The following is a 24,125-nucleotide window of genomic DNA, read 5'->3' on the forward strand; positions in this document are numbered from 1 at the left end:
GAAGAACCGCTCAGGCGTTAACTGACCGAACGGTTGATTAAAAAAACTTTGCCAAAACGCTTTTGGCGTACAACCCCGGCGCAGATTTGGCAGAAATTGCACTTCACCTGTGTGCGCATCCGTGGCTAAGCTCAGGCACAGATTTCCAAACGCACGCCGAGGTCTCATCTATGCCGCAGCAATGGCCAGCCACCGACATCGCCCGCATGATCCTCGATGGCTTTGACGATTACCGCGAGCATTTCCGGCGCATCACCGACGGTGCCCGTGAGCGCTTCGAGCAGGCGCGCTGGCAGGAGACGCAAACGGCGTCGGCGGCGCGGATCAATCTCTATGAAGAAAAGGTCGGCGAAACCATCGCCCGTCTGCGCGAATACTTCGACGATGAGACGCTGATGAATGTCAGCTGCTGGCCGCTGGTGAAAAGCGCCTACATCAGCGTCATCGACCTGCGCTTCGACGATGAGCTGTCGGAGACCTGGTACAACTCGATTTTCTGCGGGCTGTTCAGCCATGACCTGATCAGCGACGGCTGCATGTTCATCCACACCACCCGCCCGAGCCTGCGCCGTGCCCGCGCCGCGCAGACCCGTACCTACAAACCGCAAGGGCAATTGTCGGGGATGCTCGCGAGCATTTTTGCCGACTATCGCTTCAGCGAGGATTACGCCGATCTGCCCGGCGACTTGCTTCGCCTCGAAGCGCAGCTGCGCGAGAACCTGCCGGACTGGGTGTGCAAAGACCCGGAACTCAGCGTCGAGCTGTTTTCCTCGGTGCTGTACCGCAACAAGGGCGCGTACCTGGTCGGGCGCATTTACACCCGCGACGAGCAATGGCCGTTGGTGATCCCGCTGCTGCACCGCGAAGGGCGCGGGATCCAGATCGATGCGCTGATCACCGACGAAGCCGACGTGTCGATCATCTTCTCGTTCACCCGTTCGTACTTCATGGTCGATGTGCCGGTGCCGGCGGAATTCATCGGTTTCCTGCGGCGCATCCTGCCGGGCAAGCACATCGCCGAGCTGTACACCTCGATCGGTTTCTACAAGCACGGTAAATCCGAGTTCTACCGCGCACTGATCAATCACCTGGCCAACACCGATGACCAGTTCATCATGGCCCCGGGCGTGCGCGGCATGGTCATGAGCGTGTTCACCCTGCCGGGTTTCAACACCGTGTTCAAAATCATCAAAGACCGTTTTTCGCCGTCGAAAAACGTCGACCGCGCCACGGTGATCGAGAAGTATCGGCTGGTAAAAAGCGTCGACCGGGTAGGGCGCATGGCCGATACCCAGGAGTTCGCCGATTTCCGTTTTCCGCTGAGCAAGTTTGATCCGGCGTGTCTTGAGGAATTGCTGGAAGTCGCGCCATCGACAGTCTCGGTCGAGGGCGAGACGGTATTGATCCGCCACTGCTGGACCGAACGGCGGATGACCCCGCTCAATCTGTATCTGGAAAACGCCAATGACGCACAGGTGCGCGAGGCGCTGGAGGATTACGGTCTGGCGATCAAGCAACTGGCGGCGGCGAATATCTTTCCAGGCGACATGTTGTTGAAAAACTTTGGCGTCACCCGGCATGGGCGGGTGGTGTTTTATGACTATGACGAGATTTGTTTTCTGACCGAGGCCAACTTCCGCCACATCCCTGCGCCGCGGACCCCGGAAGACGAAATGGCTTCGGAGCCGTGGTATTCGATCGGGCCGCTGGATGTGTTTCCCGAGGAGTTTCCACCGTTTCTGTTTGCCGATTCGGGGCAGCGCAAGTTATTCGATCAGTTGCATGGCGAGTTGTATAACGCTGATTACTGGAAGAGTTTGCAGGAGGCGATTCGGGCGGGGAAAGTCATAGACGTCTTTCCCTATCGGCGTAAAGGGTTGGATAACGAGTAAGGCCTGAAACCCTCACCCCAGCCCTCTCCCAGAGGGAGAGGGGGCCGACCGAGGTGTCTTGGGTCAAACGCCGACCTGAAAGAGCTTGGCGATTATGGATTCGGCAAAGCTCTTTCAGGTCGATGTAACTTTGAAGCATCCCCCAATCGGTCCCCTCTCCCTTTGGGAGAGGGCTAGGGTGAGGGCAGCAATCCCCCTGACACGCCACAAATCCGCCAAATCTGCGACAATCCGCCCCCTGCATAAATAGACGACCGAATTGCCTACCCGATGACCGACGAATCGCCCTCCATCGACAAACTGCTGAAAAACCTCGATCACGCCATGCTCGCCGACCGTCACCGGCTGCGGCGGCAGTTGCTTGAGCTGCGCAAGAAACCCGACGAGGCCAAACTGGCCCAGTGGGTGACGCGCATGCAGGCGTCCTGTGATCAGGTGCTGGCCCGCCGTGCCAGCCTGCCGGTGATTCGTTACGACGACAGTCTGCCGATCGCCGCCAAGCGCGACGAGATCAAAAAGGCGCTGGAAAAACACCAGGTGCTGATCATTGCCGGCGAAACCGGCTCGGGTAAAACCACCCAGTTGCCGAAGATCTGTCTGGAAATCGGACGCGGCCAGCACGGCTTGATCGGCCACACTCAGCCGCGCCGAATCGCAGCACGCAGCGTCGCCAGCCGGGTTGCCGAAGAACTTGGCACGCCGCTTGGTTCGCTGGTCGGTTATCAGGTGCGTTTCGAGGATCAAAGCGATTCCAACACCCTGATCAAGCTGATGACCGATGGCATTCTGTTGGCGGAAACGCAGAACGATCGCTACCTCGAACGCTACGACACGATCATCGTCGACGAAGCCCACGAACGCAGTCTCAACATCGACTTCCTGCTCGGTTACCTGAAAACCCTGCTGCCGCGCCGCCCGGATCTGAAAGTCATCATCACCTCGGCGACCATCGATCTGGAGCGCTTTTCCAAGCACTTCGACGACGCACCGATTGTTGAAGTGTCCGGTCGCACTTTCCCGGTGGACACCTGGTACCGCCCGCTGACGCTGGAGCAGGACGAAGAGGGCAATCGCGTCGAGGATGACCTGACGGTGGATCAGGCGATCCTAGCGACCCTCGATGAAATCGCCGCTTACGAGCGCAGCGAACGTCGCAGCCCCGGTGATGTGCTGGTGTTCTTGCCAGGTGAGCGCGAGATTCGCGACGCCGCCGACATGCTGCGCAAGGCCCAAATCAAACACACCGAAATCCTGCCGCTCTACGCGCGCTTGTCGCCCGCCGAACAGCAGCGGATTTTCCAGTCGCACCCGGGCCGTCGCGTGGTGCTGGCAACCAACGTTGCCGAGACTTCGCTGACCGTACCGGGCATCCGTTACGTGATCGACAGCGGCACCGCGCGCATCAGCCGTTACAGCTATCGCGCCAAGGTCCAGCGTCTGCCGATCGAAGCGATTTCCCAGGCCAGCGCCAATCAGCGTAAAGGTCGCTGCGGTCGGGTCGAGCCGGGCATTTGCATTCGGCTGTACAGCGAAGAAGATTTTAATGGGCGCCCGGAGTTCACCGATCCGGAAATTCTGCGCACCAACCTCGCGGCGGTTATTTTGCAGATGCTGCATCTGCGCCTCGGCGAAATCACCGCGTTCCCGTTTATCGAGCCGCCGGACGGCAAGGCGATCAGCGACGGTTTCAACCTGCTGCAAGAACTCTCGGCGGTGGACCGCAACAGCCAGTTGACCCCGCTCGGTCGCCAGTTGGCGCGCTTGCCGGTCGACCCGCGCATGGGCCGTATGCTGCTCGAAGCGGCCAAGCTCGGCAGCCTGCAGGAAGTGCTGATTGTCGCCAGTGCCATGTCGATTCAAGACCCGCGCGAGCGTCCGCCGGAACGTCAGCAAGCGGCCGATCAGGCTCACGCACAGTGGAAGGATGTCGATTCGGATTTCGCCGGTTTGGTAAATCTGTGGCGTGGTTTTGAAGAGCAACGCCAGGCGCTGACTGCGAGTCCGCTGCGCAACTGGTGCCGCAAGAACTTCCTCAACTATCTGCGTCTGCGCGAATGGCGTGATTCCCATCGGCAGTTGAGCCTGATCTGCCGCGACATGCAGTTGAGCCTGAATAAAGAGCCGGCGGATTATCCGAAACTGCACAAAGCGGTGCTGGTCGGCCTGCTGAGCCAGATCGGTCAGAAAACCGAAGATGGCGATTACCTCGGCGCGCGTCAGCGGCGTTTCTGGATTCATCCGTCGTCGGGCATTGGCAAGAAGCGTCCGCAATGGCTGATGACCGCCGAACTGGTGGAAACCACCAAGCTTTACGCGCGCATGGTCGCCAAGATCGATGCCGACTGGATCGAGCCGCTGGCCGGGCACCTGATCAAGAAAAACCACTTTGAACCGCACTGGGAGAAGAAGCGCGGCCAGGTCGTGGCGTTCGAACAGATCACCCTGTTCGGGCTGATCGTGGTCGGCCGCCGCCCGGTGCATTACGGCCCGGTCGATCCAGTGGTTTCCCGTGAGCTGTTTATCCGCGAAGGTCTGGTGCGTGGCGAGATTCAGTCGAAAGCCAAGTGCCTGACCGCGAACAAACAACTGCTGGAACAGCTCGACGAACTGGAAGCCAAGGCTCGTCGCCGCGACATTCTCGCCGACGAAGAAACCTTGTATGCGTTCTACGATGCGCGGCTGCCGGCGGAGATTCACCAGACCGCGACCTTCGACAGTTGGTATCGCATCAACAGCCAGAAGAACCCGCAACTGCTGATCATGCGCGAAGAGGACGTACTGGCCCGCGAGGCCAGTGAAGTCACTGCGCGCGATTACCCGGACACGCTGCACATCGGCGATCTGGAGCTGGCGCTGACCTATCACTTCGAACCCAATCACCCGCGCGACGGCGTGACCCTGCGCGTACCGGCGCCGCTGCTGCCGATGTTGCCGCCAGAACGCCTGGAGTGGCTGGTGCCGGGGATGATCGAGGCCAAGTGCATCGCCCTTGTGCGCAACCTGCCGAAGGCCTTGCGCAAGAACTTCGTGCCGGTGCCGGACTTCATCAAAGCTGCGCTGCAACGCATGACCTTTGCCGACGGTTCGTTGCCACAGGCGCTGGGCCGCGAGTTGTTGCGCATGACCGGCGCGCGGGTCAGCGATGAGGCGTGGGCCGAAGCTGAGCAAGGCGTCGAGGGGCATCTGCGGATGAACCTGGAAATCGTCGATGGCCAAGGCAAGTTCCTCGGCGAAGGCCGCGATCTGGCCGAGCTGACCGCACGGTTTGCCGAAGCCAGTCAGGCTGCGCTGGCGGTGCCCCAGAGTGCGAAAAGTCAGCAACCGGTGGAGGCGAAAGTCTTCGCGCCGGTGGCAGAAAAGACTCAACAGAAGATCGCCGGGCTGTCGATGACGGTGTATCCGGCGCTGGTCGAAGAGGGCGGCACGGTCAAGGAAGGGCGCTTCTCGACCCCGGCCGAAGCCGAATTCCAGCATCGTCGCGCTTTGCAGCGTTTGTTGATGCAGCAACTGGCTGAGCCGGCCAAGTTCCTGCGCGGCAAGTTGCCGGGGCAGACCGAATTGGGCCTGCTCTATCGCGAGCTGGGCCGGGTCGATGCGCTGGTCGAAGACATTCTGCTGGCCAGCGTCGACAGTTGCATTCTTGAGGGTGAAGACCCATTGCCCCGCGACGGCGCCGGGTTGGCAGCATTGGCCGAACGCAAACGCGGCAGTTGGACTGAACACGCCGAGCGCGTGGCGCGCCTGACGCTGGAGATTCTCAAGCTCTGGCACGGTCTGCAAAAACGCTTCAAGGGCAAGATCGATCTGGCGCAAGCCGTGGCTCTGAATGACATCAAGCAGCAGATCAACAATCTGGTGTATCCGGGATTTGTCCGCGAGACGCCGATGCAGTGGCTCAAGGAGTTGCCGCGTTACCTGAAAGCGGTCGAGCAGCGTTTCGAAAAACTCGGCGCTCAGGTGCAGAAGGATCGCGTCTGGAGCGGTGAACTCGCCGGCCTCTGGGCGCAATACCAGACCCGCGCGGCGAAACATGCGCAGGAAGGCAAACGCGATCCACAGCTTGAGCTGTACCGCTGGTGGCTCGAGGAATACCGGGTCTCACTGTTCGCTCAACAGTTGGGCACCAAGGTCCCGATCTCCGACAAACGTCTGAACAAGCAGTGGAGCCAGGTCGAACCCTGATCTTGAGCCGTACGCGATCCCCTGTGGGAGCGAGCCTGCTCGCGAAAGCGGTGTGTCAAACAAGAATCTGGTGACTGACACTCTGCCTTCGCGAGCAGGCTCGCTCCCACATTGGGATGTGGGTTGTGCTTGAGAAAGGCGCCAAAAGTCCACGTTTATGGCAAACTTCGCGACCATAAACGCCGGTTTCGCGACCCAGAGCCTTCGGCCGCGGTGCGAGACGGAATAAAGCGATGCCAGGTTTGCGTCCCCCGGATGGGAATAGACCCTTTGTGTGTTGGTACGACGGTTCCAGCACTTTCTGCCTGAACAGATTAGAGAAACGACCATGCATAACGTCGTCATCAGCGGCACCGGCCTGTACACCCCGGCCAACAGCATCTCCAACGAAGAGCTGGTGCAGTCTTTCAATACCTACGTCGCCCAGTTCAACGCCGACAACGCCGACGCGATCGCCAGCGGCGAAGTCCAGGCCCTGACCGAATCCAGCGCTGCGTTTATCGAAAAGGCTTCCGGCATCAAGAGCCGCTTTGTCATGGACAAGGACGGCATCCTCGATCCACAACGCATGGCTCCGCGCCTGCCGGAGCGTTCCAACGACGAATGGTCGGTGCTCTGCCAGATGGCCATCGGCGCAGCCGAACAGGCCCTGCAGCGCGCCGGCAAAACCGCCGCTGACATCGACGGCGTGATCGTCGCCTGCTCCAACCTGCAGCGCGCCTACCCGGCCATCGCCATCGAAGTCCAGGAAGCCTTGGGCATTCAGGGCTTCGGTTTCGACATGAACGTGGCTTGCTCCTCGGCCACCTTCGGCATCCAGGCTGCGGCCAACAGCGTGCAACTGGGCCAGGCCCGGGCAATCCTGATGGTCAACCCGGAAGTCTGCACCGGGCACTTGAACTTCCGCGACCGCGACAGCCACTTCATCTTCGGCGATGCCGCGACTGCGGTGATCATCGAGCGCGCTGACACCGCGACGTCCAAGCACCAGTTCGATGTAGTCAGCACCAAACTGCTGACCAAGTTCTCCAACAACATCCGCAACAACTTCGGCTTCCTCAACCGCGCAGCGGAAGAGGGCATCGGTGCCCGCGACAAGCTGTTCGTGCAGGAAGGCCGCAAGGTGTTCAAGGATGTCTGCCCGATGGTTGCCGAACTGATCGGCGAGCATCTGCAAGAGAACCAGCTCAACGTCGGCGACGTGAAGCGCTTCTGGCTGCACCAGGCCAACCTGAGCATGAACCATCTGATCGTGCGCAAACTGCTCGGCCGCGAAGCCACCGAAGAAGAAGCGCCGGTGATCCTCGACACATACGCCAACACCAGCTCTGCAGGCTCGGTGATTGCTTTCCACAAATATCAGGACGATCTGGCTGCAGGTTCGCTGGCGGTGTTGAGTTCGTTCGGTGCGGGCTATTCGATCGGCAGCGTGATTCTGCGCAAGCGTTGAAAATTGGTTTAATTTCCTCTTAATCGCGCCGACCTTTCCTACATCCGAATCGGCTCAAACGCTGTAATTTTTCGGAAATGGCGGCAGGTGAAGACCTGTCGCCGTCATTTTCGGAATCGGGACAAGGGGATTGATGGATGGCGGCTGACGACACCCAACTGCTTGCGCGCCTGCTGGCAGGTGAACAACAGGCTTTCAAGGAACTGGTGACGACGTATCAGAGCGCCATGCGCGCCGTGGCGTATGCCATTGTCGGCCAGCGCCACGTTGAAGAAGTGGTGCAGGACGCTTGGCTATCGGTGGTGCGCCATATTGCCAGTTTCGAAGGTCGCTCCAGTCTCAAGACCTGGCTGTTGACCATCACCGCCAACTCGGCGAAAAGTCGCTATAAACAAAATCGCCGGGAAGTGTTGATGGATGATTTGCCATCGCCCCATGGCACGATCGACGACGACCGCTTTTCTCCCGGTGACGGCCATTGGCTGGTCGCCCCCTTCGCCTGGCACCAGGACACGCCGGAAGCGCTGCTGACCGAGAGCGAATTGCGCGAATGTCTGGAACACACCCTGTTGAATCTGTCGGAACTGCAAAGCAGTGTTTTGCTGCTGCGTGAGCGTCAGGGGCTGGAGCTTGAAGAGATCTGTAATCTTCTGGAGATCTCGCTCTCCAATGTCCGTGTGCTGCTGCATCGTGCGCGGCTGAAAGTCTTCGCGACCGTGGAGCATTTTGAGGAGACCGGAGAATGCTGACCTGTAAGGAACAAGTGGCGCGCTCCAGCGATTATCTCGATGGCCAACTGAGCTTTCGCGAAAAGTGGATGGTGCGTCATCACCTGATGTTTTGCCCGAACTGCCGGCGTTTCATTCGCCAGATGCGTTTGATGCAAGCCACATTGAAGGCGATGCCGGAGAAACCGGAAGAAGGCGTCGATGCCTTGGCTGAACGCCTGGCCGAGCAACGACGAAAAGATAATCCCCTGTAGGAGCTGTCGAGTGAAACGAGGCTGCGATCTTTTGATCTTTTTCAAGATCAAGATCAAAAGATCGCAGCCTTCGGCAGCTCCTACAGGAGATTTTTTGCATCCTGCAGAATTAGCCCGGCGCGAGCGAAACGAACGGATGATGGGGATCGTCCCGCTCGCACCGGGCTAAAGGGTGAAGCGTTTTAGAACTTGGCTTCGGCGTCCAGCTGCAAGGTGTTGGCGTCAGCGTCACGCTGGGTACGGCTGGCGAAGTCGGCCTTGGTCAGGAAGTACGTAGCGCCAATGGCGAAGTTCTTGTCGATGTCGTAACCGACCTTGAACTTGTGACCACGGGAGCCGGTGGTGCCGTTGGCGAAGTCGGAGTCGGTGAAGGCGCCGACCACGGCGTTGCGCTGCACGTCACGATAGTTGTAATCGAGGTTCAGGCCGAAGACTTTCGACTTGGCACCCAACAGCCACGCGGTGTCCTGATCGGTCACGGCGTCGTTGTTCTTCACGTACTGACCGTAGAACGACAATGGCATCGGCAGACCGCCGATGTCGACCTGGCTGAACCCTTCATACAGACGGAATTCGTTGTTGGCCGAGTTGCCATTGACCGCCAGCGCACACGGCGTGGAAGTGCCGGTGCAGCGGCTGTCTTCGTCGTTCTGGTAGGCGTAGACGCTGCCGCCCACAGTCACTTTCAGGTTGTCGGTGATGTTGAAGCGGCTACCCAACTGGCCAGCGGTCAGACGCAGGTCGTGACGGAATTGCACGCCATCGCCGTCAACGTTGTCCTTGAGGTTGTAGTTACCCAGGCTGCCGAACAGTTCGGCGCTGCTGCCCAACGGGTATTTGTAAGTAACGGCCAGACCTTCCGGGTTGATGTCGCTGTCCCAGATCACGTCGCCCATGCTGACCCACGGCTGAAGCATCTTGCCGCCGATGATGTGCAGGTTCTTGATCTGATCCGGGTGGTAGTCGATGTAGCCCAGGTCGAGCCAGATCTGCTTCTTGTCGAAGTAGTTGTCCTGATCCTGGTTGGTGGAACGGGCATCGTCGCCGCCGCCGGTGGCGATACGGATGCCGGTGTCGACCTGTGGGTTGATCTCGGTGTAGGCGCCCAGACGGGCACGGATGCGCTGACGGTCCTTGTCGCGGCCGCCGTTGTTCGGTTCGCCGTCGATCTTGATGGTTTCCTGACGAATACGCACGTCACCCTTGAACTGGGTCTTCGCGGCCCAGGCCAGTTTCTGGTCGAAAGCGCTTTGCTCGTTGCTCTTCTTCGCGACAGCCGCGACTTGTTCGTTGGTCTCTTGCTGCGCCTGCTGCGCGATTTGCTGAGCCTTCTGATCCTTGGCCAGTTCAGTTTGCAGTTCGATGTACTGCGCCTGGGAAATGGAACCGTTAGCCTTGAGCATGTCGAGCAGTTTGGCGTCGACTGCAGCACTGGCCGGAACACTCATGGCCAGCAACAAGCCACCGCACAGGGCCGCCGCAGTTTTCGTGGAAGCAAGACGCATAGCAATCTCCGAAGATGAGAGGGGATGGCACAGCCATCCGGGGCACAACCGACGATTCGAGCGTCGGAAAACAGTGTCCGGGTAGAACCCGGCGCTCTAAAAACAGGCGCCAGTATCGCGATGGTTTATGACAGAGCAGTGGCACAGTGATGGCAGGTTGATGACGATATCGATTCGCCCTGAACTATTGATCTAGAGCGCTGTCGGCCGATTGCGGGTGTGCAATGCCGCGCAATCGGCGATACTCGCCGGGCGCTGAAGTCCTGTTGTGGAGAGCTTGTTGATGCCGTTGCAACGCCTGCAAAACCTGTCGGAAATTGCCCCGGCAACCTGGGATGCGCTAGTGCCTGAAAGTCAGCCATTTCTGCGCCATGCCTTTCTCAGTGCGCTGGAAGACAGCGGTAGCGTTGGCCCCCACACCGGCTGGCAACCTGAGCATTTGCTGCACATCGAAGAGGGGCGTCTGATCGCCGCGTTACCCAGTTATCGCAAGTGGCATTCCTACGGCGAGTACGTGTTCGATCACGGCTGGGCCGACGCCTGCGCCCGCGCCGGCATCGATTACTACCCCAAGCTGTTGACCGCTGTGCCATTCAGTCCGGTCAGCGGCCCGCGCTTGTTGGCGGCCAATGTCGAAGACGGTTTCGAACTGCTCAAGAGCCTGCCGGGCTATCTGGAGATCGAAGGGCTTTCCAGCGCGCACATCAATTTCACCGACGCTTTCAGCGATGCTGCGATGGCCGAACAGCCGGGCTGGCTGCAACGCATTGGCTGTCAGTATCACTGGCAGAATCGCGGTTATCGCGACTTTCAGGATTTCCTCGACGTGCTCAGTTCGCGCAAGCGCAAACAGATGCGCAAGGAACGCGAGCAAGTGGTGGGGCAGGGCTTTGAGTTTGAATGGCTGGAAGGGCGCGAGCTGGACGAGGCGCAGTGGGATTTTGTCTACGCCTGCTATGCCAATACCTATGCGGTCAGGCGCCAGACGCCATATCTGACGCGAGAGTTTTTCAGTCTGCTGGCCGAGCGCATGCCCGAGGCGATTCGCGTGGTGCTGGCGAAACAGGGCTCACGGCCGGTGGCGATGGCCTTCAGTCTGGTCGGGGGCGACAGTTTCTACGGCCGCTATTGGGGGGGGCTGGCGGAGTTTGATCGACTGCACTTCGAGACCTGTTTTTATCAGGGCATGGATTACGCGATTGCGCAGGGTTATCAGCGTTTCGATGCTGGCGCCCAGGGCGAGCACAAGCTGATTCGCGGGTTTGAACCGGTGATCACCCACTCTTGGCATTACCTGCGGCATCCGGGTCTGAAAGCAGCAGTGAAAGATTTCCTGCATCAGGAACGCGCCGGCATCCTCGCGTATGCCGAAGAAGCCAAAACAGCCTTGCCCTACCGCCAAGCCTAGATCCCCTGTAGGAGCTGCCGAAGGCTCGGGCCGCGATCGGACGATCTTTTGATCTTGCTTTTTTGAACATCAAGATCAAAAGATCGCAGCCTTCGGCAGCTCCTACAAGGGGATCTCAGGCACCCCTCAGGTTTCTTCTTTGCCCAGCCAACGATAGATCCCGCCACCCACCACCGCGCCAATCAGCGGCGCGACCCAGAACATCCACAGCTGCGCAATCGCCCAGCCGCCGACCATCAGCGCCGGCCCGGTGCTGCGCGCCGGGTTCACCGAGGTATTGGTGACGGGAATCGAGATCAGGTGAATCAGCGTCAGGCCCAGGCCGATGGCGATCGGTGCCAGTCCCGGCGGTGCGCGTCTATCGGTGGCGCCGAGGATGATGATCACAAACATCGCGGTCATCACGAGCTCAGTGACAAATCCCGCTGCCATCGAGTACTTGCCCGGTGAATGCTCACCATAGCCGTTGGACGCCAGGCCGGCGGCGATATCGAAACCCTCTTTGCCGCTGGCGATGTGGGCGATCAGCGCCGCCGCGAGAATCGCACCGAGCACTTGGGCAATGATGTAAGCGGGCAACTCCTTGGCCGGAAACCGACCGCCAACGAACAGACCGACCGAGACGGCCGGGTTGAGATGACAGCCGCTGATGTGGCCGATGGCAAACGCCATGGTCAGCACCGTCAAACCAAACGCCAGGGCCACCCCCAGCACCCCGATTCCCAGCGGTGAAGACGCGGCGATCACCGCGCTGCCGCAACCACCCAATACCAACCAGAACGTACCCAACAACTCAGTGACTGAACGTTTGAACAGAGACATGAGAGGCGTCCTTGATAGCCCTGCTATCGAGACTGCATCGAGTTGTGCATCCTTGCAGACTTACGACAGGCTCCTTTCCGGAACCTTGGCTGAGTACAGCAGGCTTTTAACGGATTTCCAGCGGCCACAAAAAACCGCCAGCGCCCGTGGTTGGCGGGCTGTGGCGGTGATCGTTCCCACGCAGAGCGTGGGAACGATCTTGGAGGGGTCAGTCGATGCCGACAAACCCTCCGGTCTGGTGCGCCCAAAGCCGTGCATACAGACCGCGATGAGCCAACAGTTCAGCATGGGTGCCGCTCTCGGCAATCTTGCCGTTCTCCAGCACTACCAGCCGATCCATACGGGCAATGGTCGAGAGACGGTGCGCAATCGCGATCACGGTTTTGCCCTGCATCAGGGTTTCCAGGCTTTCCTGAATCGCCGCCTCGACTTCCGAATCCAGCGCCGAGGTCGCTTCGTCCATGATCAAAATCGGCGCGTCCTTGAGCAGCACCCGCGCAATCGCAATGCGCTGACGCTGACCACCGGACAATTTCACTCCACGCTCACCGACATGCGCATCGAAACCGGTGCGGCCCTCAGCGTCCGACAGCAGCGGAATGAACTCATCCGCGCGAGCCTTGTGCACCGCGTCCCACAGCTCTGCATCAGTAGCATCCGGTTTGCCGTACAACAAATTGTCGCGGATCGAACGGTGCAGCAGCGAGGTGTCCTGGGTGATCATACCGATCCGTGCGCGCAGGCTTTCCTGACCGACTTCGGCGATGTTCTGGCCGTCGATCATAATCCGTCCGCCTTCGACGTCGTACAAGCGCAGCAGCAGGTTGACCAACGTTGATTTGCCGGCACCTGATGGCCCGATCAAACCGATTTTTTCGCCCGGTTTGATGTTCAGATTGAGGTCGCCGATGATCCCGCGCTTCTTGCCGTAGTGAAAATCCACGTGCTCGAAACGCACTTCGCCACGGGCCACGTCCAGCGGTTTGGCCTGCTCGTGATCGGTGACGCTGACCGGTTGCGAAATGGTGCGCAGACCGTCCTGGACCATGCCGATGTTCTCGAAAATGCCGGTGACTACCCACATGATCCAGCCGGACATGTTGACGATGCGGATCACCAGGCCGGTCGCCAGGGCAATCGCGCCAACGGTAATCAACGACTGTGTCCACAGCCACAAGGCCAACGCAGTAGTGCCGACGATCAGCAAGCCGTTCATGGCGGTAATTACCACGTCCATGCTGGTGACGACGCGGCCGGCCATCCGCGCTTTGACGGTCTGTTCTTCGATGGCTTCCTTGGCGTAGTGCTGTTCGAAATTGGTGTGGGCGAACAGCTTCAGCGTGGCGATGTTGGTGTAGCCATCGACGATGCGGCCCATCAGTTTTGAACGCGCATCGGAGGCTTCCACCGAGCGGTCTTTCACCCGAGGTACGAAATAATAGAGCGCGCCGATGTAGGCAACGATCCACGTCAGCAGCGGGATCATCAGGCGCCAGTCGGCCTCGGCGAACAACACCAGCGAGCTGATCGCGTAGATCACCACGTGCCACAGCGCGTCCACTGCCTGCACTGCCGAGTCACGCAGCGAGTTGCCGGTCTGCATGATTCGCTGGGCGATGCGCCCGGCAAAGTCGTTCTGGAAGAAATTCAGGCTCTGTTTGAGCACGTAGCTGTGGTTCTGCCAGCGGATCATGCTGGTCATGCCGGGACTTAACGTCTGGTGCACCAGCAAGTCATGCAGGCCGAAGAAGATCGGTCGCAGCACCAGGGCAACCACCAGCATCCACGTCAGTTCGAGGGCATGGTCGCTGAAGAAATTCGGGTTCGGTGTGCCTTGGGCCAGGTCGATGATGCGGCTCAGGTAACTGAACAGCGCCACTTCGATCAATGCGGCGAACAGGCCAACGACGAGCAGGGCGGCGAAACTTGGCCAGACCTGCTTGAGGTAATAGGTATAGAAGGGGAGAACGCGGTCCGGCGGAGACGCCGTCGGGGCTTCACGGAATATGTCGATCAGTTGTTCGAAACGGCGATAGAGCATCAGATAACCGCCCGGAGCACGGGCTCTCCTTTTATCGGTGTGAGCGGCGTGGGATTAATCCAGCGCCGCTCGATACGCCCTGTACAGCTTAGTCGATGACTTTGGCCGACTTGATGAATACAGGGTCGGCAGGTACGTCTTTCATGCCGCTTTTGGTGGTGGTCGGCGAGTTGACGATGATGTCGACCACGTCCATGCCTTTGACCACTTTGCCGAATACTGCGTAGCCGTCGCCCTGGTCGAGGAAGTCGTTGTCCTTGACGTTGATGAAGAACTGGCTGGTCGCCGAATCAGGTACGGAAGTGCGAGCCATGGACAAGGTGCCACGAACGTTAGCCAGACCGTTTTTGTGTTCGTTCTTGATAGGGGCCTTGGTTTCTTTTTGCAGCATCTGTTGAGTGAAACCGCCGCCCTGAACCATAAAGCCCGGGATCACGCGGTGGAAAATCGTGTTGTTGTAGAAGCCGCTGTTCACGTAATCCAGAAAGTTCTTGGTACTGATCGGCGCCTTGACCGGGTCCAGCTCGATTTCGATCTGGCCGTTTGTGGTGTCCAGCAGCACGTGCGGTGCTTTGACCGGCGTGGCTGCCATCAGGTTGGCGGCAAACAGCACAGTACCAGCGGCGAGGGCGAGTTTTTTCAACATGGGTCAGTGATCCTGAGATTGAATATCGGCTGCGGCGAGGAACTCCAGCAGCGTTTGGTTGAAGCGTTCGGGTTGATCGAGCGGGGTGGCGTGGCGCGAATCGGCGATCACCACCAGCCGCGCATTCGGCAGCAGTTTTACATAGGTTTCTTTCAGTGCCACCGGTGTGTAATCACGGTCGGCGCTGATGACGAGCGTTGGACAGGACACTCGGGAAAGTCGTTCCTGAACGCCCCAGCCAACAATCGCATCGAAGCTGGCGAGATAAGCACGTTTGTCGTTTTTTGCCCAGCGCTCAGCCATTTTCTGCCGCAGATCGGCCTGTTCCGGTTTCGGAAAAAGTTTGCCGCCAAGGGCTTTGCCGATGGTCGCGAGGCTGAGTACGCGCATCAGGCTCCAGCGTTTGAACCACTGCCAGTAATCGTCGCGGCTGCGGATTTTGACTTCGGGGGCGCTGTTGACGATGGTCAGACTCTTGAGCAGATGAGGCTGATCGACGCCGAACTGGAAGCCGATCATGCCACCCATCGACAGCCCGACGTAATGCACCGGGCCGAGGTTCAAGTGCTCGATAAGCGCGAGCACATCGGCGCTGAAACCGGCGATGCTGTACCTCTCGCGCGGCTTGTCCGAGCGACCGTGGCCGCGAATATCCGGGACGATCACGCGGTAGTGCGCGGCCAGTGCCGGGATCTGCATTTCCCAGTCCAGTGTGCTCGAGCCGAGCCCGTGAACCAGCAGCAACGGCGTGCCGTGGCCATATTCCTCGTAGTGCAGGTTGCAACCATCGTGCTCGAAATACGCCATCGGTGAACTCCGTGTCAGGCTTGTTCAGGGGCGGCGAACGGTGCGTCCAGCGGCAAGGTGTCGAAGGTGCGCAGCAGTTCGATGAGGATTTGCGTGGCCGGGCCCAAGGGTTTGTCCTTGTTCGAATACAGATAGAAGCTCGAGTTGCGGTTGCCGCCCCTGTCCAACGGTAGCAGCTTGAGCGAGCCATCTTTCAGTTCGCGCTCGATCATATGCCGTGGCAGCCAGGCAAAACCAAGTCCGCTGCTGACGAACGTGGCCGCCGTGGCGAGGCTGCCGACGGTCCAGCGCTGTTCGGCGCCGAGCCAGCCGACATCACGCGGCTGCTGGCGGCCGGAGTCGCGAATCACCACTTGCATCTGGGTTTCCAGATCCTGAAAGCTCAATTCGCGATTGAGCCGATGCAGCGGGTGATCGGGATGAGCAACGGCGACGAATTCGACGTCGCTCAGTTCCGCACCAAGGTAACCGGGAATGCTCAGGCCGGTGATGGCCAGATCAGCCACGCCTTCGAGCAGCACTTCCTCGACCCCCGACAATACCTCCTCACGCAGACGCACGCGGCAGCCGCGACTCTGCGGCATGAACGCGGTCAACGCGCGGACGATGCGCGCACTCGGGTAAGCAGCGTCGACCACCAGACGGACTTCAGCTTCCCAGCCTTGCTCCATGTGGTGGGCGAGGTCTTCCAGTTGACTGGCCTGTTTCACCAGTTGCCGCGAACGGCGCAGCAACACGCCACCGGCTTCGGTGAGCACGGCTTTGCGCCCGTCGATGCGCAGCAACGGCACGCCGAGCTGGTCCTGCATGCGGGCGACGGTGTAACTCACCGACGATTGCGAACGGTGCAAGGCCTCGGCGGCCTGGGCGAATCCGCCGTGGTCGACCACGGCCTGCAATGTTCGCCATTGATCAAGGGTCACGCGGGGCGCTTTCATCAATAGCTCCTCTTGTCCTAAGCTGGCCGTCCCTCATGGAGACTGCCGAATGAAAAAATTCTGTTGTGTGCTGCTGGCGCTGCTTCCGCTGACTGCTTTCGCGTACCCGATCGATGTGCAGAAAGAACTCAACGGCATGAAGATCGATTACGAGACCTTCGACACCGATAACGACATCGGTTCGATTCGGGTGGCCAACTATGGTGATGTCGATGCGACGTGCAAAGCGGTGTTCAGCAACGGCCCGGAAGCACCACGCACGCGCACAATCGATGTACCGGCCGGCAAACATAAAAACGCCACGGCCAAGTTCACCCGCGAGATCATCAAGCTGCGCATCAAACTGACCTGCACGCCGAAATAACAGTCGACCCCTTGTAGGAGTGAGCCTGCTCGCGATAGCGGTGTCCCAGATAAATCAATATCGCCTGACACGCCGCTATCGCGAGCAGGCTCACTCCTACAGGAGCATGGTTCAGCATCTAAACGAATTATTCGATGCTTTGCAGCAATTATTTGCGCTTTTTCATCGATTCGACTCTGTTTAACCTTCACTCCATCGACCTACAACATTCTCGGATGGAGGCTACACACCATGTCCCGCGTTCTGATCATCGAAAGCAGCGCCCGCCAGCAAGACTCGGTATCCCGTCAACTGACCCAGACCTTCATCAGTCAGTGGAAAGCGGCGCATCCGGCCGATCAGATCACCGTGCGTGACCTCGCCGTGAACCCGGTGCCACACCTGGACATCAATCTGTTGGGCGGCTGGATGAAACCTGCCGAGCAACGCAACGCCAACGAGCAAGCTTCGCTGGACCGTTCCAACGAACTGACTGATGAATTGCTTGCTGCCGACGTGCTGGTGATGGCCGCGCCGATGTACAACTTCGCCATCCCGAGCACCCTCAAGGCCTGGCTCGACCACGTGCTGCGTGCCGGCGTGACCTTCAAGTACACCGAAACCGGCCCGCAAGGCCTGCTCAATGGCAAACGTGCCTACGTGCTCACTGCTCGCGGTGGTATCTACGCCGGTGGCCCGGCGGATCATCAGGAACCGTACCTGCGCCAGGTCATGGGTTTCATCGGCATCAACGACGTGACGTTCATTCACGCCGAAGGCATGAACCTCGGTGGCGATTTCCAGGAGAAGGGCCTGAATCAGGCCAACGCCAAGCTGTCCCAGGTCGCTTGATATGTTAATCGCCAGATAATCGCCGATTGTTTAAGTGACCTGGCGCAACCCCTTCAAGGCTCTACGCGCATCGAACCTCCCTTTGCACTTGTTGCTCCTGAGTGCTGTAGCCCGATTGAACGCATTAGCGAGATCGGGCTTTTTTTTGCCTGTATTTTTTGAACGACGCAAAACTCCTGGTGGGAGCGAGCCTGCTCGCGAAAGCGGTGTATCAGACAAGTATCTGCCGTCTGACACTCTGCCTTCGCGAGCAGGCTCGCTCCCACAAGGGAAATTTGTATTTCCGGCTATTCGCAGTGAGACCAGAAAACCGCTATCGTCGCCGCCATTCGATTTCGAGGCGAATATGGGCTATCTACTTTTTGTCACGCTGATCCAGGCGTTTTCCTTTAGTCTGATCGGTGAATACCTGGCCGGTCATGTCGACAGTTACTTCGCGGTGCTGGTGCGTGTGGTGCTGGCCGGGCTGGTGTTCATTCCATTGACCCGCTGGCGCTCGGTCGAACCTTCATTCATGCGCGGCATGCTGGTGATCGGCGCGCTGCAGTTCGGTGTGACCTATGTCTGTCTGTACCTGAGTTTCCGTGTGCTGACGGTACCGGAAGTGTTGCTGTTCACCATCCTCACGCCGTTGCACGTGACCCTGATCGAAGACGCGCTGAATCGGCGCTTCAATCCGTGGGCGCTGATCGCCGCGCTGGTGGCGGTGGGCGGGGCGGCGGTGATTCGTTTCGACAGCATCAATCCGGATTTCTTCATGGGCTTCTTGCTGCTGCAACTGGCCAACTTCACCTACGCGGCAGGGCAGGTGATGTACAAGCATCTGGTGGCGAAACACCCGAGCGATCTGCCGCACTATCGGCGTTTCGGCTTCTTCTACCTCGGCGCGCTGGCGGTGGTGCTGCCGGCATTTCTGATGTTCGGCAAAGCCAACTTCCTCCCGGAAGCGCCGCTGCAGTGGGGCGTGTTGCTGTTCCTCGGTCTGGTCTCGACCGCGTTGGGCATGTACTGGTGGAACAAGGGCGCGTGCATGGTCAACGGTGGCACGCTGGCGGTGATGAACAACCTGCATGTGCCGGTGGGGCTGCTGCTGAATTTGCTGATCTGGAATCAGCATGAGGAACTAGGGCGGTTGTTCCTTGGCGGCAGCGTCATCCTCGCTGCCGTATGGATCAGCCGACTGGGCATCCGCAAATCCCCAGCCACCGCATAACCCCTGTAGGAGTGAGCCTGCTCGCGATAGCGGTGTATCAGTCAATATGGATTTGTCTGACACACCGCTATCGTCGGAACGCCGCCCGGAGCAGGCTCACTCCTACAGTTTTGATCGGTGGGGTTACATGAGGTGTTTCTGCGGCTCGGGAATGCTGGCCGCTCCGAGCACCGCCGGCAGCAGGCCAGAGCGCAAATCCCCGCCACTCGGCTGCTGATAAAGACTCAGCCCAAACTCCGGCAGCACCGCCAGCAGGTAATCGAAAATATCCCCCTGAATCCGCTCGTAATCGGCCCACGCCGTGGTGCTGGTGAAACAGTAGATTTCCAGCGGAATCCCCTGCGCGGTGGTTTGCATCTGCCGGACCATGCAGGTCATGTTTGGCTGAATCTCCGGATGACTCTTCAGATACGCCAGCGCATAGGCGCGGAACGTACCGATATTGGTCATCCGCCGGCGGTTCGCCGACATCGCCGCGACATTGCCCTGCGCCTCGTTCCACGCCTTGAGCTCGGCTTTCTTGCGGCTCATGTAGTCAGTCAGCAGGTGCACCTGGGTGAGCTTTTCTTCTTCGTCATCGCGGATGAAACGCACGCCGCTGGCATCGATGAACAGACTGCGCTTGATCCGCCGGCCGCCGGATTGCTGCATGCCGCGCCAGTTTCTGAACGACTCGGACATCAGGCGCCAGGTCGGGATCGAGACGATGGTCTTGTCGAAATTCTGCACCTTGACCGTGTGCAGAGTGATGTCGACCACATCACCGTCGGCACCGACTTGTGGCATTTCGATCCAGTCACCGACGCGCAACATGTCGTTGCTGGTCAACTGCACGCTGGCGACGAATGAGAGCAGCGTGTCCTTGTAGACCAACAGAATCACCGCCGACATCGCACCCAGACCGGACAGCAGCAACAGCGGCGAACGGTCGATCAGCGTTGCGACGATGATGATCGCGCCAAACACGTACAAGACCATTTTCGCCAGTTGCACGTAGCCCTTGATCGAGCGCGTGCGTGCATGTTCGGTGCGTGCGTAGATGTCGAGCAGAGCATTGAGCAGGGCGCTGACCGAGAGCAGCAGGAACAGAATGGTGAACGACAACGCCACGTTCCCGAGAAAGGTCATCGCGGTTTTGCTCAGTTCCGGCACCAGATGCAGACCGAACTGGATCACCAGCGACGGCGTCATCTGCGCCAGGCGCTGAAACACCTTGTTGTGGCGAAAATCATTGATCCAGTGCAGCGCCGGCTGGCGGCCGAGCATGCGGCTGGCGTGCAGGATCAGGTAACGCGCCACTCGTCCGAGTACTAGCGCGATGACCAACAGCAGCATCAGCGCCAGGCCGGCTTGCAGAAATGGATGCTGTTCCAGGGTGCCCCAGAGGTCCTGGGCTTTGAGCCAGAGCTGTTTGAAATCCATATGAGTAACGATTCTTCTGTAGGAAGCGATGGGCGATTAGAGCATTTAAGACGCCGTGTATTACCGTTGGAGACAAATCGAGCAACAAAAAAGCCACTGATTACGTCCGTTTGTATAAAGAAACTCGGCCTGAGCGCTCGAAACCGGTAACCTATGCAGCTGTTTTTTTGCATATCTTCGAGGTAGCACCCGTGTTTTCCCAATTCGCCCTGCACGAACGCCTGCTTAAAGCTGTGGCCGAGCTGAAATTTGTCGAGCCAACGCCTGTGCAAGCCGCGGCCATTCCGCTGGCGCTCCAAGGGCGTGATCTGCGGGTGACGGCGCAAACCGGTAGCGGCAAAACCGCCGCTTTCGTTCTGCCAATCCTCAATCGCCTGATCGGCCCGGCCAAGGTTCGCGTCAGCATCAAGACGCTGATCCTGCTGCCGACCCGTGAACTGGCCCAGCAGACCCTGAAGGAAGTTGAACGCTTTTCGCAGTTCACCTTCATCAAGTCCGGCCTGATCACCGGCGGTGAAGACTTCAAGGTCCAGGCCGCGATGCTGCGCAAAGTGCCGGACATCCTCATCGGCACCCCGGGCCGGATGATCGAGCAACTCAACGCCGGCAATCTCGACCTCAAAGAAGTCGAAGTGCTGGTGCTTGACGAAGCCGACCGCATGCTCGACATGGGTTTCGCCGAAGACGTGCAGCGTCTGGTCGACGAATGTCCGAACCGTCAGCAGACCATGCTGTTCTCCGCCACCACCGGCGGTTCCGGCCTGCGCGACATGATCGGCAAGGTGCTGAACAACCCTGAGCACCTGCAGCTCAACGCGGTCAGCCAACTGAACTCGACCACCCGTCAGCAAATCATCACCGCCGACCACAATCAGCACAAAGAGCAGATTGTGAACTGGCTGCTGGCCAACGAGACCTACCAGAAGGCCATCGTCTTCACCAACACCCGCGCCATGGCCGACCGCATCTACGGCCGCCTCGTGGCTCAGGAATACAAAGCGTTCGTGCTGCACGGCGAGAAAGACCAGAAGGATCGCAAACTGGCGATCGACCGTCTGAAGCAGGGCGGCGTGAAGATCCTCGTGGCCACCGACGTTGCGGCCCGTGGTCTGGACGTTGATGGTCTGGATCTGGTGATCAACTTCGACATGCCACGCAGCGGCGACGAGTACGTGCACCGCATCGGTCGTACCGGTCGTGCCGGTAACGACGGTCTGGCGATCTCGCTGATCTGCCACGGCGACTGGAACCTGATGTCGAGCATCGAGCGCTACCTGAAGCAGAGCTTCGAGCGCCGTACCATCAAGGAAGTCAAGGGCACCTACGGCGGGCCGAAAAAGGTCAAGGCCTCGGGCAAAGCCGTTGGTGTGAAGAAGAAAAAGACCGACGCGAAGGGCGACAAGAAGAAAACCGCCGCCAAGACGCCGACCAAGCGCAAGAGCGCCAACCGTCCGAAGCCGGACTCGTTGGTGAGCAGCGACGGCATGGCCCCGCTGAAGCGCCGCAAGCCAGCAGAACCTGCGGCTGAGTAAGTTTCAGGCGCGCATAAAAAACCCGGACAATGTCCGGGTTTTTTTTCGTCCATCAGTTGCCGAGCTGGCCACTGGTGTCGGCGTCAAAGCGCCGCTTGGCTTGATCCGCTGCCGGTCTCAATGCGGCGAGCAGTGTTGCTTCGCTGTACAACCGGGTGGTCGCCAGCTCTTTCGGTGTCGGCTCGATCGGGATCAGCACGTCTTCACCGTCGGCATGCAGCCAGATCGCGACAACGTGCAGGGCCGAGACAAACAGCACGCGCAACTCAACGGTCTTGCCCTGAAGTTGCGGCGCTTGCTCTGCCAGTTTCAGCGCACCCACCGTAGCAGCGGCGTGATCGCCGTGGTTCAACGAGGCGAACTCGACGTGACCGCGCACTTCAGCCAATTGCGCATCGGCAATCGTCACGCCGTCGGCAAATACCAGGTAATGCCAGTCGCCGAGGCGAGCCTCCTTCAGGCCTTTGCCGTGGCTCAGGTCCTCCAGGTTCAACGAGTAGCCGCGATAGGCTTCGCTGAGGCTGATTTTTGCAGGTGCCGTGTTGGCGAACTGGCGATTGGCGCCAAAGCCCTGGGTTTGCAGCGCGGCTTGCAGCGCCGGGCGCAAAGTCTGAACGCCGTTGGAAGGCGCCTTTGGATAAGTCAGTTGCATGATGTCGCCCTCCTAGTTTTTCACGGTGAAGTAAGTGTGAGTCCAGTTGCCGCCGCCGTTGTAGGCGCGGGGGAATGCGTTCAGTGCGCGGGTCGAATAACCGTAGATCGAGTCTGCGACCAACACGTAATCGCCGTTGGTGCCGTAAATCGTCAGGAAGTGCGCACCGCCACCGTACCAGGCGCAGCGCAAACCGACCGGGCGGCCCATGCTGATCTGGTTCTGAAGGGCCGACATCTGCAGCGAGCCCTGATTCATGCCGTTATAGCAACGGGTGGTTTGCAAGGCCGAGTCCAGGTAGCCGTAGACGTTGCACGGCCCCGGCTGATTGCAGCAGTTGCGGTCGAGCTGAGTGCTGGCCACGCCGCACTGCGTCCAGTTGCCGGTGCCGTAATAGTTGCCGACCGAGGCGGATACGGCGGCCCAGCACCAGTTGGTCTGGGTCTGTTTCTGCATGTTGAAGTTGAGGCTGCCGGCGGCGAGGGCGCTGAGCTGTTCAGCGGCTTCGACTTCGGCGAGTTGCGGGTCGAGCAGGTGACCGGCCAGGCACCTTGGCAGTGATTCGCCGGTGAATTGTGTTGCTGCTGTGGTTAACATTTTTCAATCCTCCATGAGTGAAAACAAGCGTCCAGCTTGTGTGGGTGTAGCGGTGTTGCCGAGCGATCGGTGCTTAACGGGTGCCATCTTCTGTGGCCGGTTCCGATCTCCTTGCTCGAGGTAACCCTAGCCAGAGATATGCGTTAGTGCAAATAAATAAATGCGTTAATGCATTTTTAGTGGCAAAAGATCGCAGCCTTCGGCAGCTCTACAGGGTTTTGTGTAGGAGCTGCCGCAGGCTGCGATCTTTTGATCTTGCTGTTAGCCCTCGGTCTTCTTCTCGGCAGAATTCAGTTCTTTCAACCGCTGATCAATCAACTGACATTTATCCGGCAGATCCGCACTGGCCGTACCCAGATCCATCTTCTGCAATTCGGCATTGATCTCTTTGGCCTTGGCCGGATTCTGCTCGGTCAGCTTCGAGACTTCCTTGGCCAATTGTTCGCGCTTTGCGGTGGCTTCTTCAGGCGTGCAGGCCCAGACGGGCAGGGCACAGGTGAGGGTGGCGGCGAGGGTGAGTTTGATCAGGGTTTTCATGGGGGCAGGCCTCAGTTCCGGTTAAGGCGGGTTAATCGGTTGAGGGTTCAAAGACGTGAAAAGTTCAGTGCTGCTCGCTTGCAGCCCCGATCGGATTATGCAAACAACAGGTAGCGATCTTCGCCAAAATTACATATTTATGAGCGCAGCCCGCGAGCTAGAGCGGTTGCGAGAATAGTGGCGTAGCGGCTTATTGACGCCAGAATGATGGCGATCTAACATCGGGCTGTCACATTGATATCAATGTGTGTTTTCGAGGGATCGAACAGAAGTTTCGCAGCCTGTCTGCGATTGTTTAGCAATG

The 24,125-nt window shown here is 59.2% G+C and carries 20 protein-coding genes; 10 read left to right on the plus strand and 10 right to left on the minus strand.

Annotation, left to right across the window (positions count from 1 at the left end; genetic code table 11):
• The first annotated feature begins 170 nt into the window (after positions 1-170).
• From aceK to QOM10_RS07560, 5 genes are all read left to right on the plus strand, one after another.
• Positions 171-1,892 (plus strand): bifunctional isocitrate dehydrogenase kinase/phosphatase, encoded by a 1,722-nt coding sequence (aceK, locus tag QOM10_RS07540; RefSeq protein ID WP_127926231.1) that lies wholly within the window; start codon positions 171-173, stop codon positions 1,890-1,892.
• Between the two features lie 270 nt (positions 1,893-2,162).
• Positions 2,163-6,074 (plus strand): ATP-dependent RNA helicase HrpA, encoded by a 3,912-nt coding sequence (hrpA, locus tag QOM10_RS07545; RefSeq protein WP_316917815.1) that lies wholly within the window; start codon positions 2,163-2,165, stop codon positions 6,072-6,074.
• 328 nt (positions 6,075-6,402) lie between these two features.
• Positions 6,403-7,524: a beta-ketoacyl-ACP synthase III gene (locus QOM10_RS07550; protein ID WP_116028888.1), complete on the plus strand. Its 1,122-nt coding sequence runs from the start codon at positions 6,403-6,405 to the stop codon at positions 7,522-7,524.
• A gap of 137 nt (positions 7,525-7,661) precedes the next feature.
• Entirely contained in the window at positions 7,662-8,273 is a 612-nt protein-coding gene (locus QOM10_RS07555) for an RNA polymerase sigma factor (protein WP_127926234.1), read from the plus strand.
• Positions 8,267-8,506, plus strand: a complete 240-nt coding sequence (locus tag QOM10_RS07560) for an anti-sigma factor family protein (RefSeq protein WP_127926235.1) — start codon at positions 8,267-8,269, stop codon at positions 8,504-8,506. The genes QOM10_RS07555 and QOM10_RS07560 overlap by 7 nt, the downstream gene beginning before the upstream one ends.
• A gap of 182 nt (positions 8,507-8,688) precedes the next feature.
• Here the strand turns inward: QOM10_RS07560 and QOM10_RS07565 are convergent, their stop codons facing one another.
• Entirely contained in the window at positions 8,689-10,011 is a 1,323-nt protein-coding gene (locus tag QOM10_RS07565; protein WP_127926236.1) for a putative porin, read from the minus strand.
• 283 nt (positions 10,012-10,294) lie between these two features.
• Between QOM10_RS07565 and QOM10_RS07570 the strand changes: the two genes are divergently transcribed.
• Positions 10,295-11,419, plus strand: a complete 1,125-nt coding sequence (locus QOM10_RS07570) for a GNAT family N-acetyltransferase (RefSeq protein WP_150749301.1) — start codon at positions 10,295-10,297, stop codon at positions 11,417-11,419.
• Between the two features lie 126 nt (positions 11,420-11,545).
• Here the strand turns inward: QOM10_RS07570 and aqpZ are convergent, their stop codons facing one another.
• The 5 genes from aqpZ to QOM10_RS07595 all read right to left on the minus strand — a co-directional run bounded on the left by aqpZ (position 11,546) and on the right by QOM10_RS07595 (position 16,673).
• Positions 11,546-12,241, minus strand: coding sequence for an aquaporin Z (gene aqpZ / locus QOM10_RS07575; RefSeq protein WP_064586473.1), 696 nt, complete (start codon positions 12,239-12,241; stop codon positions 11,546-11,548).
• 208 nt (positions 12,242-12,449) lie between these two features.
• The gene (locus tag QOM10_RS07580; protein WP_038358471.1) at positions 12,450-14,282 is read right to left on the minus strand and encodes an ABC transporter ATP-binding protein; all 1,833 of its coding nucleotides are present in this window, start codon (positions 14,280-14,282) and stop codon (positions 12,450-12,452) included.
• 88 nt (positions 14,283-14,370) lie between these two features.
• Positions 14,371-14,928 (minus strand): peptidylprolyl isomerase, encoded by a 558-nt coding sequence (locus QOM10_RS07585; protein WP_316917816.1) that lies wholly within the window; start codon positions 14,926-14,928, stop codon positions 14,371-14,373.
• A gap of 3 nt (positions 14,929-14,931) precedes the next feature.
• On the minus strand, positions 14,932-15,735 hold the full coding sequence (locus QOM10_RS07590; RefSeq protein ID WP_316917817.1) for an alpha/beta hydrolase: 804 nt from the start codon (positions 15,733-15,735) through the stop codon (positions 14,932-14,934).
• Between the two features lie 14 nt (positions 15,736-15,749).
• Positions 15,750-16,673, minus strand: a complete 924-nt coding sequence (locus QOM10_RS07595) for a LysR family transcriptional regulator (RefSeq protein WP_007914443.1) — start codon at positions 16,671-16,673, stop codon at positions 15,750-15,752.
• Between the two features lie 49 nt (positions 16,674-16,722).
• Between QOM10_RS07595 and QOM10_RS07600 the strand changes: the two genes are divergently transcribed.
• The 3 genes from QOM10_RS07600 to QOM10_RS07610 all read left to right on the plus strand — a co-directional run bounded on the left by QOM10_RS07600 (position 16,723) and on the right by QOM10_RS07610 (position 19,081).
• On the plus strand, positions 16,723-17,037 hold the full coding sequence (locus QOM10_RS07600; protein ID WP_102900300.1) for a 3-phosphoglycerate kinase: 315 nt from the start codon (positions 16,723-16,725) through the stop codon (positions 17,035-17,037).
• 231 nt (positions 17,038-17,268) lie between these two features.
• A complete protein-coding gene (locus QOM10_RS07605) occupies positions 17,269-17,868 on the plus strand; it encodes an FMN-dependent NADH-azoreductase (protein WP_127926241.1) in 600 nt (199 codons plus the stop codon).
• Between the two features lie 346 nt (positions 17,869-18,214).
• Positions 18,215-19,081 (plus strand): carboxylate/amino acid/amine transporter, encoded by an 867-nt coding sequence (locus QOM10_RS07610; protein ID WP_102900312.1) that lies wholly within the window; start codon positions 18,215-18,217, stop codon positions 19,079-19,081.
• A 123-nt stretch (positions 19,082-19,204) separates the two neighbouring features.
• On the opposite strand, the gene QOM10_RS07615 is transcribed toward QOM10_RS07610, so the two are convergent.
• The gene (locus QOM10_RS07615) at positions 19,205-20,503 is read right to left on the minus strand and encodes a mechanosensitive ion channel family protein (protein ID WP_127926242.1); all 1,299 of its coding nucleotides are present in this window, start codon (positions 20,501-20,503) and stop codon (positions 19,205-19,207) included.
• 191 nt (positions 20,504-20,694) lie between these two features.
• Between QOM10_RS07615 and QOM10_RS07620 the strand changes: the two genes are divergently transcribed.
• A complete protein-coding gene (locus QOM10_RS07620) occupies positions 20,695-22,035 on the plus strand; it encodes a DEAD/DEAH box helicase (RefSeq protein ID WP_007914470.1) in 1,341 nt (446 codons plus the stop codon).
• A gap of 52 nt (positions 22,036-22,087) precedes the next feature.
• Here QOM10_RS07620 and QOM10_RS07625 read toward each other — a convergent pair whose 3' ends face one another.
• From QOM10_RS07625 to QOM10_RS07635, 3 genes are all read right to left on the minus strand, one after another.
• Positions 22,088-22,687: a hypothetical protein gene (locus QOM10_RS07625; protein WP_316917818.1), complete on the minus strand. Its 600-nt coding sequence runs from the start codon at positions 22,685-22,687 to the stop codon at positions 22,088-22,090.
• 12 nt (positions 22,688-22,699) lie between these two features.
• Entirely contained in the window at positions 22,700-23,284 is a 585-nt protein-coding gene (locus tag QOM10_RS07630; RefSeq protein WP_316917819.1) for a papain-like cysteine protease family protein, read from the minus strand.
• Positions 23,285-23,545: 261 nt separating this feature from the next.
• Positions 23,546-23,821 carry a hypothetical protein gene (locus QOM10_RS07635; protein WP_127926245.1) on the minus strand — a complete coding sequence of 92 codons (276 nt, stop codon included), beginning with the start codon at positions 23,819-23,821 and terminating at the stop codon, positions 23,546-23,548.
• Between the last annotated feature and the right edge of the window lie 304 nt (positions 23,822-24,125).

Origin of the sequence: Pseudomonas sp. P108, assembly GCF_032613195.1 — a bacterium.
In the GTDB taxonomy this organism is placed as follows: Bacteria; Pseudomonadota; Gammaproteobacteria; order Pseudomonadales; family Pseudomonadaceae; genus Aquipseudomonas.